The sequence below is a fragment of the Kribbella sp. NPDC048915 genome, assembly GCF_040649595.1.
GTDB lineage: Bacteria > Actinomycetota > Actinomycetes > Propionibacteriales > Kribbellaceae > Kribbella.
Map to the genome: position 1 here is coordinate 46,055 of NZ_JBEZFT010000022.1, position 14,643 is coordinate 60,697.

The 14,643-nt window shown below is 69.7% G+C and carries 17 protein-coding genes and 1 riboswitch; of the genes, 12 read left to right on the plus strand and 5 right to left on the minus strand.

Annotated features, from left to right (window positions below; all coding sequences use genetic code 11):
* Nucleotides 1-135 precede the first annotated feature (135 nt).
* Genes AB0B82_RS14490 through AB0B82_RS14505 form a run of 4 tightly spaced genes read left to right on the plus strand, consistent with a single transcriptional unit; the run spans nt 136 to nt 3,179 of the window.
* Nucleotides 136-516 carry a TIGR03618 family F420-dependent PPOX class oxidoreductase gene (locus tag AB0B82_RS14490; protein ID WP_360167004.1) on the plus strand — a complete coding sequence of 127 codons (381 nt, stop codon included), beginning with the start codon at nt 136-138 and terminating at the stop codon, nt 514-516.
* Nucleotides 506-1,702, plus strand: a complete 1,197-nt coding sequence (gene cbiE / locus AB0B82_RS14495) for a precorrin-6y C5,15-methyltransferase (decarboxylating) subunit CbiE (protein ID WP_360167006.1) — start codon at nt 506-508, stop codon at nt 1,700-1,702. Before AB0B82_RS14490 ends, cbiE begins: the two co-directional genes overlap by 11 nt.
* The gene (cobM, locus tag AB0B82_RS14500; RefSeq protein WP_360167008.1) at nt 1,699-2,439 is read left to right on the plus strand and encodes a precorrin-4 C(11)-methyltransferase; all 741 of its coding nucleotides are present in this window, start codon (nt 1,699-1,701) and stop codon (nt 2,437-2,439) included. The genes cbiE and cobM overlap by 4 nt, the downstream gene beginning before the upstream one ends.
* The gene (locus AB0B82_RS14505) at nt 2,436-3,179 is read left to right on the plus strand and encodes a cobalt-precorrin-6A reductase (protein ID WP_360167010.1); all 744 of its coding nucleotides are present in this window, start codon (nt 2,436-2,438) and stop codon (nt 3,177-3,179) included. The genes cobM and AB0B82_RS14505 overlap by 4 nt, the downstream gene beginning before the upstream one ends.
* On the opposite strand, the gene AB0B82_RS14510 is transcribed toward AB0B82_RS14505, so the two are convergent.
* Nucleotides 3,140-3,922: a TetR/AcrR family transcriptional regulator gene (locus AB0B82_RS14510; protein ID WP_360167012.1), complete on the minus strand. Its 783-nt coding sequence runs from the start codon at nt 3,920-3,922 to the stop codon at nt 3,140-3,142. The two genes, AB0B82_RS14505 and AB0B82_RS14510, sit on opposite strands and share 40 nt — an antisense overlap.
* A 79-nt stretch (nt 3,923-4,001) precedes the next feature.
* Here AB0B82_RS14510 and AB0B82_RS14515 point away from each other — a divergent pair, with 79 nt between their 5' ends.
* The 3 genes from AB0B82_RS14515 (at nt 4,002) to AB0B82_RS14525 (ending at nt 6,791) form a co-directional block, all read left to right on the plus strand.
* The gene (locus AB0B82_RS14515; protein ID WP_360167015.1) at nt 4,002-5,048 is read left to right on the plus strand and encodes an NAD(P)H-binding protein; all 1,047 of its coding nucleotides are present in this window, start codon (nt 4,002-4,004) and stop codon (nt 5,046-5,048) included.
* A gap of 254 nt (nt 5,049-5,302) precedes the next feature.
* Nucleotides 5,303-5,968: a ribulose-phosphate 3-epimerase gene (gene rpe, locus AB0B82_RS14520; protein ID WP_360167018.1), complete on the plus strand. Its 666-nt coding sequence runs from the start codon at nt 5,303-5,305 to the stop codon at nt 5,966-5,968.
* Between the two features lie 31 nt (nt 5,969-5,999).
* Entirely contained in the window at nt 6,000-6,791 is a 792-nt protein-coding gene (locus AB0B82_RS14525) for an HAD-IIA family hydrolase (RefSeq protein ID WP_360167021.1), read from the plus strand.
* 23 nt (nt 6,792-6,814) lie between these two features.
* Here the strand turns inward: AB0B82_RS14525 and AB0B82_RS14530 are convergent, their stop codons facing one another.
* From AB0B82_RS14530 to AB0B82_RS14545, 4 genes are all read right to left on the minus strand, one after another.
* On the minus strand, nt 6,815-7,498 hold the full coding sequence (locus tag AB0B82_RS14530) for a polysaccharide deacetylase family protein (protein ID WP_360167024.1): 684 nt from the start codon (nt 7,496-7,498) through the stop codon (nt 6,815-6,817).
* A gap of 127 nt (nt 7,499-7,625) precedes the next feature.
* Nucleotides 7,626-8,363 (minus strand): amino acid ABC transporter ATP-binding protein, encoded by a 738-nt coding sequence (locus AB0B82_RS14535; protein WP_360167027.1) that lies wholly within the window; start codon nt 8,361-8,363, stop codon nt 7,626-7,628.
* Nucleotides 8,350-9,105 (minus strand): amino acid ABC transporter permease, encoded by a 756-nt coding sequence (locus AB0B82_RS14540; RefSeq protein ID WP_360167030.1) that lies wholly within the window; start codon nt 9,103-9,105, stop codon nt 8,350-8,352. Before AB0B82_RS14540 ends, AB0B82_RS14535 begins: the two co-directional genes overlap by 14 nt.
* A complete protein-coding gene (locus AB0B82_RS14545) occupies nt 9,105-9,959 on the minus strand; it encodes an ABC transporter substrate-binding protein (RefSeq protein WP_360167033.1) in 855 nt (284 codons plus the stop codon). The genes AB0B82_RS14540 and AB0B82_RS14545 overlap by 1 nt, the downstream gene beginning before the upstream one ends.
* Nucleotides 9,960-10,194: 235 nt before the next feature.
* A riboswitch (FMN riboswitch) is annotated at nt 10,195-10,328 on the plus strand.
* Nucleotides 10,329-10,543: 215 nt separating this feature from the next.
* Between AB0B82_RS14545 and ribD the strand changes: the two genes are divergently transcribed.
* The 5 genes from ribD to ribH are packed head-to-tail and all read left to right on the plus strand — an operon-like array spanning nt 10,544 to nt 14,603.
* Entirely contained in the window at nt 10,544-11,539 is a 996-nt protein-coding gene (ribD, locus tag AB0B82_RS14550; protein WP_360167165.1) for a bifunctional diaminohydroxyphosphoribosylaminopyrimidine deaminase/5-amino-6-(5-phosphoribosylamino)uracil reductase RibD, read from the plus strand.
* Nucleotides 11,540-12,223 (plus strand): riboflavin synthase, encoded by a 684-nt coding sequence (locus AB0B82_RS14555; protein WP_360167036.1) that lies wholly within the window; start codon nt 11,540-11,542, stop codon nt 12,221-12,223.
* On the plus strand, nt 12,220-12,894 hold the full coding sequence (pnuC, locus tag AB0B82_RS14560; protein ID WP_360167039.1) for a nicotinamide riboside transporter PnuC: 675 nt from the start codon (nt 12,220-12,222) through the stop codon (nt 12,892-12,894). Before AB0B82_RS14555 ends, pnuC begins: the two co-directional genes overlap by 4 nt.
* Complete coding sequence (locus tag AB0B82_RS14565) at nt 12,895-14,133, plus strand: bifunctional 3,4-dihydroxy-2-butanone-4-phosphate synthase/GTP cyclohydrolase II (protein ID WP_360167042.1); 1,239 nt, start codon at nt 12,895-12,897, stop codon at nt 14,131-14,133.
* The gene (ribH, locus tag AB0B82_RS14570) at nt 14,133-14,603 is read left to right on the plus strand and encodes a 6,7-dimethyl-8-ribityllumazine synthase (protein WP_360167045.1); all 471 of its coding nucleotides are present in this window, start codon (nt 14,133-14,135) and stop codon (nt 14,601-14,603) included. Before AB0B82_RS14565 ends, ribH begins: the two co-directional genes overlap by 1 nt.
* Nucleotides 14,604-14,643 lie beyond the last annotated feature (40 nt).

The window sequence follows — 14,643 nt, forward strand, 5'->3', positions numbered from 1 at the left end:
TGGTGGCTGTCGGGTTCGTGGTTGGGCGGGGTTGGCGGTGGCTGTCGGGTTCGTGGTTGGGCGCGGTCGGGTGGCGGACCCCCGATTCGTGGCCTGCGGGCGGTTGGGGGGTTGGTGGGGCTCTACGATCGCTGGGTGTTCAGTGAGCGGCTGGTTGAGTTTTGGGGTGAGCGGCATCTGTGCGTGTTGAGTACGGTGCGCGCGGACGGGACCGTGCATGCGACGCCGGTCGGGGCGACGCTGGACGTGGCGGCGGGGTTGGTGCGGGTGATCTGCTCCGGTACGTCGTACAAGGCGCGGGCGATCCGGCGGCTCGGGGAAGCTGCGGTGGCGGTGACGCAGGTGGACGGGCGGCGCTGGAGCACGATCGAGGGGCGGGCGGTGGTGAGCGACGACCCGGAGCGGGTGCGGGAGGCTGAGCGCCGGTACGCCAAGCGGTACAAGGAGCCGCGGGTCAACCCGCAGCGGGTGGTCATCGAAATCACCGTGACCAAGGTGCTCGGCAATGCCGGCTGACCGCATCACCGTCGTCGGCGTCAACCCGGACGGCTGGCACGGCCTGTCGGCGGCAGCTCGCCAGGCTGTCGAGTCCGCCGAGGTCCTGATGGGCAGCGTGCGTCAGCTGGAACTCATCCCGCAGCAGCAGGCTGTGCGCGTACCCTGGCCGTCGCCATTGTCGGAGGCGCTGCCACGCCTGCTGGCCGAGCATCAAGGCAAGCGGTTGTGCGTGCTGGCCAGCGGTGACCCGACGTTCCACGGCATCGGTACGACGTTGGTGCGGTTGCTCGGCGTCGACGCCGTACACGTGATCCCACAGCCCTCCAGTGCGTCGCTGGCGTGTGCACGACTGGGTTGGCCTCAGGACCAGGTACAGGTGGTCAGCCTGGTGAGCACTCCGGCCGAGCGCCTGCATCCGCATCTCCAGCCCGGGCGGCGCCTGCTGGTCCTCAGCCGTGGTGCGCAGACCCCGTTGGAGGTCGCCCAGCTATTGGTTGCTCGCGGGTACGGCTCCAGCCAGTTCACCGTCCTCGAACAGCTCACCGGTCCCGCCGAACGCGTCCGTACGGCGACCGCCGCCGACTGGTGCGGCGACGTCGACCCGCTCAACGTGATCGCCGTACGCTGCCCAGCCGACGCGCCGGTTGTCTCGACGTCGCCCGGTCTGCCTGACGACGTGTACGAGAGCGACGGCCAATTGACCAAGCGCGAAGTCCGCGCTGTCACTTTGTCCCGCCTGGCTCCCGTGCCAGGGCAGCTGCTGTGGGACGTCGGCGGCGGCGCGGGCAGCATCGCGATCGAGTGGTCGCGCCATCACCCCACCTGTCGAGCGATCGCCGTCGAGCGTGACGACGTACGGGCGAAGCGCCTGGAGCGCAACGCGAGCGCACTCGGCGCCGCAGTACGGGTGGTCGAAGGTACGGCGCCCGCGGCCCTCGCCGAACTCGAACCGCCTGACGCCGTCTTCATCGGCGGCGGCGCCACGGCCGAGGGGATGTTCGACGCCTGCTGGAATGCGCTGAAGCCCGGCGGACGTCTGGTGGCGAACGGCGTCACGCTGGAGACCGAGGTGCTGATCGCCCAATGGTACAAGGCGGTGGGCGGAGATCTGGTCCGCCTCGACGTGCAGCGCGCCTCCGCCGTCGGCGGCATGACCGGCTGGCGCCCCGCGATGCCGGTGACCATCTGGAGCGTGACCAAATGACGGTGCACTTCATCGGCGCCGGGCCGGGAGCCGCCGACCTCGTCACGGTGCGCGGCCGCGACCTGATCGCCGCATCACCGGTGTGCCTGTACGCCGGCGCGCTGGTACCGACCGAGCTGCTGGACCACTGCCCACCCGGCGCCCGCAAGGTCGACACCGCGAACCTCACCCTCGACCAGATCATCGACGAACTCGCCACCGCACACACCGCCGGCCTCGACGTCGCGCGACTGCACTCCGGCGACCCGTCCGTCTTCAGTGCCATGGCCGAACAGATGCGCCGCCTCGACGCGCTCGAGATCCCGTACGACGTGACGCCCGGCGTACCGGCGTACGCCGCGGCGGCCGCCACCCTGGGCCGTGAGCTGACCGTGCCGGAAGTTGGCCAGACCGTCGTCCTGACACGGATCAGCGGCAGCGCGAGCGCGATGCCTACCGGCGAGGACCTGGCGACACTCGGCGCGTCCCGGGCGACCATCGTGCTGCACCTCGCCGTGCAACAGATCGATCGCGTGGTCGAGGAGCTCGTCCCGAACTACGGCGCGGACTGTCCGGTCGCTGTTGTCGCGCGCGCGTCCCGGGAGGATGAGGCCGTCGTGCGCGGCACGCTGGCTGACATCGCGGAGCAGGTCAAGGCGGCCGGCGTTCGCCGTACGGCGGTGATCATCGTCGGGAAGGTGCTGTCGGCAACGGCCTTTCGGGACAGCCAGCTGTACTCGGCGGCACGTGCCCGATGAAGGTGCTGCTGCTCGGTGGCACGGGGGAGGGGCGAGAGCTCGCGAGCGTACTGCGTGATGCCGGTGTGGATGTGGTGTCGTCGCTGGCCGGGCGGACCGCGGCGGCGCGGATGCCCGTTGGCGAGGTGCGGGTCGGTGGGTTCGGCGGGGCGGCGGGGCTGGCGGCTTGGCTGCAGGAGCATCCGGTGGATGCGGTGGTCGACGCCACCCATCCGTTCGCGTCGACCATGACCGCTCATGCGGTTGCGGCGGCGCGTGAGGTCGGGGTTGAGCTGCTGGTGTTGCGGCGGCCGGGGTGGACTCCGGTGCGCGGCGACGACTGGCATTGGGCCGACTCGACAGTTGCTGCCGCTGAGTTACTGCCGCGAGTCGGAACGCGCGCGTTTCTGACCATCGGGCGGCAGGGGCTCGATGCCTTCGCGAACACCGGTCTGTGGATGCTGGCCCGCTGTGTCGATGCGCCTGAACCGCTGCCTGATTGGTGTTCGCTGATTCTCGCGCGCGGGCCGTTCACGCTCGCGGACGAGGAGTCTCTGCTGCGCGAGCACCGCGTCGATGTGCTGGTCACGAAGGACAGCGGTGGGCCGGCGACCGCCGCGAAACTGACGGCAGCTCGGCGGCTGGGGGTCCCGGTAATTGTCGTTCGACGGCCGCCGCTCCCGGGTGGTGTCGAGGTGGTTGAGACCGTCGAGGGTGCGGTTCAGTGGGTGATGCGGGTGAGCCACTCGTCGAGGAGGTGACGCTCGCCATCGGTGAGTTCGTCGAGCTGCGGCAGGTGGGCCTGTAGCGCGTTCGCGGCTGCGATCACGCCCGCGGTGCGCGTCGCGCGGGCGGTGTTCGTGCCTGTGGTGCTCGTGCCTGTGGTGCTCGTGTCTGTGCTGTTCGCATCCATGGTGATCGTGGTGATGACTGCTTCGAACATCGCATCCGGCAGGCGGGGGTCGCGCTGGTCCGCGGGTACGGCCAGGAGGGCGAGCACGGCGCCGGATCCGGCCGCCTGGACCATCTCTGCGGCCAGGTCCACGTCGACGCGCAATCGTCCGGCGGCGGCGATGTTGCGGATCCGGGTCCGCAGGATGTCCAGCCCGGCCTCGGCTGCCGCGGGGCGTTTGCCCGGTTGCGTGTCGGCGTACATCAGCAGGAAGAGCGCCGGGTTCGTGAGGCCGAACTCGATGTGCAGTTCCCATCCCGACCGCAGGTCCGCGATCGGGTCGGCGGTCGGGTCGAGGGGTGGTTTGCCGGCGAGGTACGTCGCGAAGCCGTACTCCAGGACCGCCGCGAGCAGACCGTCCTTGTCGCCGAACAGCCGGTAGATGGTCGGCGCCTGCGTCCCGGCCGCCGCCGCGACCGCCCGCGTCGACACCGCGTCCCGCCCGCCGGTTGCGAGCAGGCCGGCGGCGACCTCGACGATCTGCGCGCGCATCCGGTCCCGTCCGCTCACCGCCGCGTCGCCGGCGGTCTCCTCGATCTGCAGGTCCTCCACCCGCCCCACGATAGCGGTTGGCTCATCGTGTTAACAGTGATAGCTTCTCAATGCACTCACTGATAACAAGGAGACTGAGATGATCATCGTCACCGGAGCGACCGGCCGGCTCGGGCGTGCGGTCGTGGAACGGCTCGCCGAGCGCGCTCCGGCCGAGCAGCTCGGGGTCAGCGTGCGGGATCCGGAGAAGGCCGCGGACCTGGCGGCGCGTGGGATTCGGGTACGGCGGGGCGACTTCGGCGATCCGGTTGCGCTCGCGCACGCGTTGGAGGGTGCCGCACAAGTCCTGCTTGTCTCCGGTCCGGCTGATCCGGAGCCGCATCGGGTCGCGATCGACGTCGCCAAGGCGGCCGGTGCGAAGCGGATCGTCTACACCAGTCACCAGGCGGCGAGTCCCGATTCGCTGTTCGTCGCCACGCGCGGGCATGCCGCGTCGGAGCAGGACCTGGCGGAGTCCGGCGTACCGTTCACATCGCTGCGCAACGGGTTCTACGCGAGCACGACGGTGTACCTGCTGCGATCCGCGCTGGAGACCGGCGAGCTGATCCTCCCCGAGGACGGCCCAGTCTCGTGGACCGCCCACCAAGACCTGACCGAAGCAGCCACCATCGCCCTGATCGACCCCAACCGCCTCGCCGGGCTCACGCCCACCGACCCCAACCGCCTCGCCGGGCTCACGCCCACCGACCCCAACCGCCTCGCCGGGCTCACACCCACCGGGCCCGAGCGGCTCGCCGGGCTCACACCCACCGACCCCAACCGCCTCGCCGGGCTCACACCCACCGACCCCAACCGCCTCGCCGGGCTCACGCCCACCGGGCCCGAGCGGCTCGCCGGAGTCACGCCTGCGCTGACCGGGCAGGAGTTGTTCGACTACGCGGACGTCGCGGCGCTGGTCACGGACCTCACCGGGCGGAAGGTCACCCGCGTGACGGTGCCCGACGAGGAGTGGAGGCAGACGGCGATCGCCCACGGCATGCCGGAGTTCGCTGCCGACCTCACCCTGGGCATCTTCGCCGCCGCCCGCCGCGGTGAGTTCGCCGTAGTGGACCCGACCCTGCCCACCCTCCTCGACCGCCCCACCACGACCCTCCGCGACGTCCTCACCCAGGAACTCACCCTCTGACCCACCACTTGCCGGCACCACCGGCGGCCCGTGTGTCAGTTCGACAGGACGTCTCCGGCAACAGGTAGTGCACCTGAGTGTGAATTGAGCTGTGCGTACACCGTCTCGGCGGTGCACTACCTATCGAGCGTGCACGCCACCCGGTCGGCTGGACAAGCGCGGGCCGGACGGACGTCGGCTGGGCTGCAAGGGGCCTGGTTGGAGTTGGTGGGTGGGGTGGCGGTTGGGGGAAGGCGGGCCGATAGATTGGCGGTATGGGGATTCAGATCGCGCCGAGCATCTTGTCCGCGGACTTCGCGCGGTTGGCTGATGAGGCGGCGGCGGTGTCCACTGCGGACTGGTTGCATGTCGACGTGATGGACAACCACTTCGTGCCGAACCTGACGCTGGGCGTCCCGGTGGTCGAGTCGCTCGCGAAGGCGACGGATCTGCCGCTCGACTGTCACCTGATGATCGAGGATCCCGACCGCTGGGCGCCGGGGTACGTCGAGGCGGGGGCGTCGAGCGTGACGTTCCATGTCGAGGCGTGCAAGGCGCCGATCCGTACCGCCCGGGAGATCCGTGCCAAGGGTGCGCGGGCCGCGATGGCGCTGAAGCCGGCGACGCCGATCGAGCCGTACGAGGATCTGCTGCCCGAACTCGACATGATCCTGGTGATGACCGTCGAGCCCGGGTTCGGCGGGCAGAAGTTCCTCGACGTGTGTCTGCCGAAGATCCGTCGCACCCGGCAACTGCTCGACAAGCACGGGCTGGACCTGTGGATCGAGATCGACGGCGGCGTCTCGGCCGATACGATCGAGCGCTGTGCCGACGCCGGCGCGGACGTGTTCGTGGCCGGCTCGGCGGTCTACGCGGCCGACGACCCGAACGCGATGGTGGAGCAACTCCGGGACCTGGCCGAACAAGCCTCCGGACGGTGAACGCCGCCGCTGGAGCCTCTACGATGACCGCATGACCGAGGCCAAAGCGGTGGAGACCTGGCTGACCGACATGGACGGCGTGCTCGTCCACGAGGAACGCGCCATCGCTGGAGCGAGCGACTTCATCGGGGCGCTGCAGGCGTCGGGCAAGAAGTTCCTGGTGCTCACCAACAACTCGATCTTCACGCCGCGCGACCTGCGGGCCCGCCTGCTTGCCGCGGGCATCGACATCCCGGAGACGTCGATCTGGACCAGCGCGCTCGCCACCGCCCAGTTCCTCGAGGACCAGCGCCCGGGCGGTACGGCGTACGTGATCGGGGAGGCCGGTCTGACCACGGCGCTGCACGAGGTCGGGTACGTGCTGACCGACCGCGACCCGGACTATGTGGTGCTCGGCGAGACCAGGACGTACTCGTTCGAGGCGATCACGAAGGCGATCCGGTTGATCGCGGACGGCGCGCGGTTCATCGCGACCAATCCGGATCCGACCGGTCCGTCGCAGGAGGGCCCGCTGCCCGCGACCGGCTCGGTGGCCGCGCTGATCACGCGGGCCACCGGCGTCGCGCCGTACTTCGTCGGCAAGCCGAATCCGCTGATGATGCGCAGCGCGCTGAACCGGATCGAAGCGCACTCCGAGACCACGGTGATGATCGGCGACCGGATGGACACCGACATCATCAGCGGTCTCGAGGCCGGTCTGCGGAGCGTACTGGTCCTGTCCGGTTCGACCGGTGAGCACGAGGTCGAGCGGTTCCCGTACCGGCCGACGCGGGTCGTGCAGTCGATCGCGGACGTGGTCCCGCTGGTCGGCCGGCTGTCATAAGTCGCAGCCGGATGTCGTAGACCTCAGCAGGTCAGGGTGCGGAACCCGTAGCCCTGCGCCTTCAGCGCCTTCAGGATCACCGGCAGCGCGGCCACGGTCTGGGTCCGGTTGCCGCCGCCGTCGTGCATCAGGATCACCGACCCGTTGCGTACCTGCTTCAGCACCCGCTGCACGATCGCCGTCGTCCCCGGCCGCTTCCAGTCGCGGGAGTCGACGTCCCACACCACCAGTTCCTTGCCGATCGCCTTCGCCCGCTGCCGGACGGCCGCATCGACCCCGCCGTACGGCGGTCGCACACAAGCCGGCGTACTACCGGTCTGGGCGCGGATCGCCTCGTCCGTCGACGTGATCTGCTTCCGGAACGCGGCTGCGCCGAGGTGCCGCAGGTCGGCGTGGGTCCAGGTGTGGTTCTGCACGCTGTGGCCGGCCTGATGGATCCGTTTGGTCAGCTCGGGGTGCTTGCGGACACTCTCACCGACCTGGAAGAACGTCGCCTTCGCGTCGAACTTCGCCAGGATGTCCAGCACCTGAGGGGTGTACGCGGCGTCCGGGCCGTCGTCGAACGTCAGCACCACGTACTTCGCCGGCAGTGGGCTCGGCGCCGGTCCCGCCGGGGCTGCAGGTCCGGCTGCGGCCGGAGCGGGCGCGGGTGAGTCGGCCGGTGACTTCGCCGCGGCGACAACCACCGTGCCGATCACCGCGCTCACCAGCATCATCATCAACCAGCCGATGACCCTGTTCCCCGTGCGCGTCGTGCGGACGTTCATGTTCCCCCCAGGGCGGTGGGTGGTGGTGCACTACCTCAGCTGGACCTCACGTCAGCTGAAGGACACGCTAAAGCACCTGGGACAGAAATTGGCGCAACCTCGGCGACTCGGCCGCGCCGAAGATCTGCCCGGGTACGCCGGACTCGACGACCACGCCGTGGTCCATGAACGCGACCTGGTCCGCGACCTCGCGGGCGAATCCCATCTCGTGGGTGACCACAACCATCGTCATACCGGCCCCGGCGAGGTCGGCCATCAACGCCAGCACTCCCTTGACGAGCTCCGGGTCGAGCGCCGAGGTGGCCTCGTCGAACAGCATCACCTCGGGCTCCATCGCCAGCGCCCGCGCGATCGCCACCCGCTGCTGCTGCCCGCCGGACAGGTGCCCGGGCCGGGCGTCGGCCTTGTGTGCCAGGCCGACCAGTTCGAGTTGCGCCAGCGCGGCGGAGCGCGCGGCATCCGCGTCGAGCTTCTTGATCTTGCGCAGCGGCAGCGTGATGTTGTCGATCACGTTCTTGTGCGGGAACAGGTTGAAGTGCTGGAACACCATCCCGATCCGGCGGCGCAGTTCGTCGGGGTTGCCCCGCAGTACCGACTCGCCGCCGAGCCGCACGTCACCGGCGTCCGGCTCGAGTAACCGGTTGATTGCGCGCAGCAACGTCGACTTGCCGGAGCCGGACGGCCCGATCACGCAGGCGGTCTGTCCCGCGGGTACGGCGAGGTCGACGCCGCGCAGCACCTTGTTGCTGCCGAACGCCAGCTCGACGCCGGACACCTCCAGGCTGGTGCCCTCAATGGTTCGCATGGGCGAGCTCCTCCAGCTTGACGTCCTCCGGCTCGGCCGGCCGGCCCTCGCGCAGCCGCTTGTCGAAGTAGTTCACCAGGTGCGTCAACGGAACCGTGATGACCAGGTAGAAGATGCCGGCGAGCAGCAACGGCGACAGGTTGCCGTTGGTCGCGGCCGCGTCCTGGCCGATCCGGAACAGCTCGCGCTGGCTGGCGAGCAGTCCGAGGAAGTACACCAGGCTGGATTCCTTCACCAGCGCGATGAACTGGTTCACCAGCGCGGGGAGCACCCGTCGGACGCCCTGCGGGATGACGACCAGCCGCATGCCGCTGGTGTAGCCGAAGCCCAGCGCGCGGGCGGCCTCGAGTTGGCCCTTCTCCACGCTCTGGATGCCGGAGCGGAAGATCTCGCCGATGTAGGCGGCGGCGATCAGCGACAGGGCGAGGATGCCGAGCGGGTACGGGTTCGGGCCCCACCAGTGCCGGGTGATCGGCGACAGGCCCTGGCCGATCAGCAGGATGGTGAGGATCGCGGGCAGGCCGCGGAAGATGTCGGTGTAGATCTTCGCCGGCCACCGCAGCCAGCGCTTGGTGGACAGGGCGAGGACCGCCACGACCATGCCGAGCAGGGTGCCCAGCACGACCGAGGCGGCCGCCAGGATCAGGGTGTTGACCAGTCCCACCTTCAGCATCTCCGGCAGGACCGCCTTCATCGACTCCCAGTCGAGGAAGGTGTCGTTCAGGGTGGACCAGATGCCCATCAGGACTTGGGAGCCGTGAACTGGACCGAGCCGCTGCCGGGCTTGAAGTTCGCCGGTACGGCGCGGCCCGGGTAGTACTGCTCGACGAGCTTGGTCCAGGTGCCGTCGGCGATCACCTCGTCGAGAGCCTTGTTGACGGCCTCGCGGAGCTTGTCGTTGCTCTTCGCGACGGCGAACGCCATCGGCGCGTCACTGAGCTCCTTCGCGGCCAGGATCACCGTGCCGCCGCCCTGCTCCTTTGCCATCTTCTCGCCGATCTCGGCCGGTGAGACCCAGGCGTCCGCCGTACCGGCCTTGAGCTGGCCGAGCGCGGCGTTGTAGTTCGGCACCCGGACCGGGTCGAGGTTCTTGCCGGTGGCGTAGTCGTCCTGGACGGTGCCCTGGACGACCACGACGCGCTTGCCGGAGAGCTGGTCGAACGACGTGATCCCGGAGTCCTTGGTGGTGTTCAGCCCGAGGTAGCCGAAGTCGTAGCCGTTGCTGAACGCAACCGTCTTCTTGCGCGCCTCGGTGACCGTGATCGACGAGCTGCCGAGGTCGAACTGGCCGCCGTTCACCTGCGAGAGCAGCGCGGAGAAGTCGGTGCCGACGAACTCGGGCTTCAGGTTCAGCTTCGCCGCGACCGCGGTGATCAGGTCGTTGTCGAAGCCGGTGAACTTGCCGTCCTTCACGTACACGTTCGGCGGGGCGTCGGTCAGGGTGCCGATCCGCAGGGTGCCCGCCTTGATCAGTCCCAGATCCGGGCCGCCGGCGGCCGCATCCTCCTGGTCGCTGCCGCAGGCAACCATCGCACCGGCCAGGGTGACGGCCCCGATGACTGCGACAACCCGCCGAAAAGCGCCGAACGCGCGCACAACTGTCTCCTCTGCTGTCCAACTGCAAGCCAACGTGGAAAGGCGGAACGGTCGGTCCCGCTGTCAGCAAGCCAACACCGTCTCCGCCCGGCACATTCCGTGCCCGTCGAGGTATGAGACGCGACCGAAAGTCGAGTGATCTTGTGGTATATCGGCCGCGGCTGCGCCCAGGATGTGACCTGGGTCGTGGTGCGGATTGCGCGGGCGGGCATACTGGAGGCACGAGTGAACCCACTCGCGTGCTCCGGGGTCGGTGTAATTCCGAGCCGGCGGTGACAGTCCGCGACCCGATCGCTGCGGTACGGCGACCGGTTGACCTGGTGGAATTCCAGGACCGACGGTGAAAGTCCGGATGGGAGGCGCACGCGGTCGGCGGGTGCGCTCCGGCGCCCGGCGGCGCGGAGCGTGGGCGGCGAGCCCACGGGACCGCGGCGGCGAGGTCCGGCGAGACCGGACCGAGGTGCCAGGATCCGAGCGGTCCTGGCAGGGCGGCGGAGCGGACGTGCCGATCAACGGCCCCGGAAGTACGTCCGTACGACGAGGGGCCGCAAGTGAACGACGCGACGCCGATCGACATCGCCTGGATGCGCCGGGCGGTCGAATTGGCTGCGAGAGGGATCGGCAGCACGCATCCCAACCCGGTGGTCGGCTGTGTGATCACCGGTTCCGACGGACATCCGGCGGGTGAGGGCTTCCATGCCGTCGCCGGCGGCCCGCACGCCGAGGTCGAGGCGCTCCGGATGGCCGGTACCCGCGCCCGCGGCGGTACGGCGTACGTGACGCTCGAACCGTGCAACCACACCGGCCGGACCGGTCCGTGTGCCGACGCCCTCGTCGAGGCCGGGATCGCCCGCGTCGTGTACGCCGTACCGGATCCGAACCGCACCGCTGCCGGTGGCGCCGACAAGCTGCGGAGCAAGAACGTCGAGGTTCTCGAGGGGGTACTGCGGGACGAGGCCGAGGCGGTCAACTACGTCTGGCTGCACAGTGTCCGGGCCGGTCGGCCGTTCGTGACCTGGAAGTTCGCGACCACGCTCGACGGACGGTCCGCGGCGCCGGACGGCACCAGCAAGTGGATCACCGGCCCGCTCGCACGCGCCGACGTGCACCGGCAGCGGGCAGCCTGTGACGCGATCGTCGTCGGCACCCAGACGGTGCTGAACGACGACCCCGAGCTGACCGTTCGCGATGAATTCGACGTCCCCGTGGCGCGGCAGCCGCTGCGGGTGGTGGTCGGCGATCGGGAGATCCCGCCGACCGCGCGGGTCCGCAACGACCGCGCGGAGACCTTGCTGCTGCCGACCCATGATCCCGCCGAGGTGCTCCGGCAGTTGGACGACCGGCAAATCCGGCACCTCTGGCTCGAAGGCGGTCCGACGCTGGCCGCCGCGTTCCTGCGCGCCGGTCTGGTCGACCAGATCGTCGCGTACGTCGCCCCGGCCGTGCTCGGCGCCGGGTACGCCGCGATCGGCGACCTCGGTGCGGAATCGATCGACCACCTGCGGCGGTTCAAGCTAGCGGACGTCAGCCGCTTGGGCGACGACGTCCGGCTGACCCTGGTTCCTCTGGGAGGAAAGTAGATGTTCACCGGCATCATCGAAGAGCTCGGCACCGTGGAGTCGCTGGATCTGGTGGGAAGTGACGCCGCCCGGCTCACCATCCGCGGCGAGAAGGTGACCGAGGACGCCGCGCACGGTGCCTCGATCGCGGTCAACGGCTGCTGCCTGACGGTGGTCGAGTACGGCGGTGGCGCGTTCACCGCGGACGTGATGCGCGAGACGCTGCAGCGCACCAGCCTCGGCGGCCTGGAGAAGGGCTCGACGGTCAACCTCGAGCGCGCCGTCGCGGCGCACGAGCGGCTCGGCGGCCACATCGTCCAAGGGCACGTCGACGGCACCGGCACGATCGCGTCGCGGACCCCCGGCGAGCACTGGGAGGACGTCCGGGTGGCGACCTCGCCGGAGATCCTCAAGTACGTCGCGGAGAAGGGCTCGATCGCGATCGACGGCGTCTCGCTGACCGTGACCGACGTGGACGACGTGTCCGGGACGTTCGGGGTCAGTCTGATCCCGACCACGCTGGAGCTGACCGTGCTCGGCCGCAACCAGGTCGGGGACGTGGTGAACCTCGAGGTCGACGTGATCGCGAAGTACGTCGAGCGCCTGCTTGCCGCCGGCAACGGTGCCGGCAACGGTGTCGGCAACGGTGTCGGCAACGGTGTCGGCATCGGCTCGGGCACGGACCGGAACGGAGCGCAGGAGTGAACCCGATCGACTGGCTGCTGCACTCCCAGGTGACGATCGCCGGCTCGCCGGTGCTCGTCCGGGAGATCGTCGGCAACGTGTTCGGCCTGGCCAGCGCACTGTTCGGCATGCGCCGGCTGGTGGCCGCCTGGCCGGTCGGCATCGTCGGCAACGTGCTGCTGTTCACGGTCTTCGTCGGCGGGATCTTCGACACCCCGCAGGACAAGGACCTCTGGGGTCAGGCCGGTCGGCAGGTGTTCTTCGCGCTGGTCAGCCTGTACGGCTGGTACCGCTGGTACCAGACCCGCCACGCCGGTGCGGCGACGGCCGTGCAGCCACGCTGGGCGACCGCGCGGGAGCGGATCGAGCTGCTCGGGATCGGTGTCGTGCTGTACGCGATTTCGTACTTCGTACTGCAGGCGCTCGGTTCATGGGGCCCGCAGTGGGACGCGTGGATCCTCACCGGTTCGATCCTGGCGACGTACGGGATGGCCCGTGGGTTCGTCGAGTTCTGGCTGATCTGGATCGCCGTCGACGTGGTCGGCGTACCGCTGCTGGTGCAAGCACATTTCTATCCGTCCGCCGCGATGTACATCGTGTACGGACTGTTCTGCGTCCTCGGATTCGCGTCCTGGTGGAAGATCCAGGACCGCGAGCGGGCCGAGACGCCCGAGCCGATGGCGGTGGGCTAGATGGGTGACGTACTGAAGCTCGACACGATCGAGCACGCGATCGACGAGATCCGCGCCGGCCGGCCGGTGATCGTCGTCGACGACGAGGACCGCGAGAACGAGGGCGACCTGATCTTCGCGGCGTCCAAGGCGACGCCCGAGTTGCTGGCGTTCCTGATCCGCTACAGCTCCGGCGTGGTGTGTGTGCCGATGGAGGGGGCGGAGCTGGACCGGCTCGGCATCCCGTTGATGACGCCGCACAACCGGGAGCGGATGCGGACGGCGTACACGATCTCGGTCGACGCCCGCGACGGGATCTCCACCGGCATCTCGGCCGCCGACCGGGCGCGGACGATTCGTGTGCTGACCGATTCCGCCTCGGAGCCGTACGACCTGGTGCAGCCGGGCCACGTGTTCCCACTACGCGGCCGCGAGGGCGGCGTACTGGTCCGGCCGGGGCACACCGAGGCCTCGATCGACCTGGCGCGACTGGCCGGGCTGACGCCGGCGGCGGTGATCTCGGAGCTCGTGAACGACGACGGGACGATGAAGCGCGGTCAGGAGTTGCGCACATTCGCCGACGAGCACGGCCTGGTGCTGGTCTCGATCGACGACCTGATCCGGTACCGGCGGCGGACCGAGTCGCAGATCCAGCGGGTCGCGACGACGACGCTGCCGACGCGGTACGGCGACTTCGTTGCCCACGGCTACCGCAACATCGTGGACGGCTCGGAGCAGCTCGCGCTGGTGCGCGGTGAGATCGGTGACGGGCCCACGCTGGTTCGGCTGCACTCCGAGTGCCTGACTGGCGATGTCTTCGGGTCGCTGCGCTGCGACTGCGGTCCGCAGCTGGACGAGGCGCTTCGCCAGGTGGCTGCCGAGGGCGGGGTGGTCGTGTACCTGCGCGGTCACGAGGGCCGCGGGATCGGCCTGCTGCACAAGCTGCAGGCGTACGAGTTGCAGGATGCCGGCCGGGACACGGTCGATGCCAATCTCGACCTCGGGCTGCCGGCCGACGCGCGCGACTACGGGACCGGCGCGCAGATCCTCGCCGACCTCGGCGTGACCTCGGCGCGGCTGCTGACGAACAACCCGGACAAGCTCGCCGGAGTGCAGGGGTACGGCATCGAGGTGGTCGAGCGGCGCGGCATCTTCATCGACCCGACCGAGCACAACCTGCGGTACCTGCGGACCAAACGTGACCGGATGGGCCACCATCTGCCAGGTGGCGTGTTGACCGAAGAGAACGGAGCCGGATGATGTCGGGCAGTGGAGCACCCACCATCGAGGTACCCCGCGTGGAAGGCGCCCGGGTCGCGATCGTCGCAGCCCAGTGGCACCCGAAGGTCACCGACGGTCTGCTCGCCGGTGCCCTCCGCGCAGTGGCAGACGCCGGTGCCGAGCACACGGTCATCCGCGTGCCCGGCTCGTTCGAGCTGCCGGTCGCGGCGCTGCACGCGGCCAAGGCCGGGTACGACGCCGTGGTCGCGCTCGGCGTGGTGATCCGCGGCGACACCCCGCACTTCGAGTACGTCTGCCAGGCGGCGACCGAAGGCCTGATGCAGGTCGGCGTCAGCACCGGCGTACCGGTCGGCTTCGGCGTCCTCACCTGCGACAACGACCCGCAGGCCCTGGACCGCGCCGGCCTTCCCGACAGCCGGGAGGACAAGGGGTACGAGGCCACCGAGGCCGCCCTGGCGACGCTGGCCGCGGTCCGCCGGCTGTCCTGACCGACAAGCGGTCCGTCGGCGGTCCTGACCGACAAGCGGT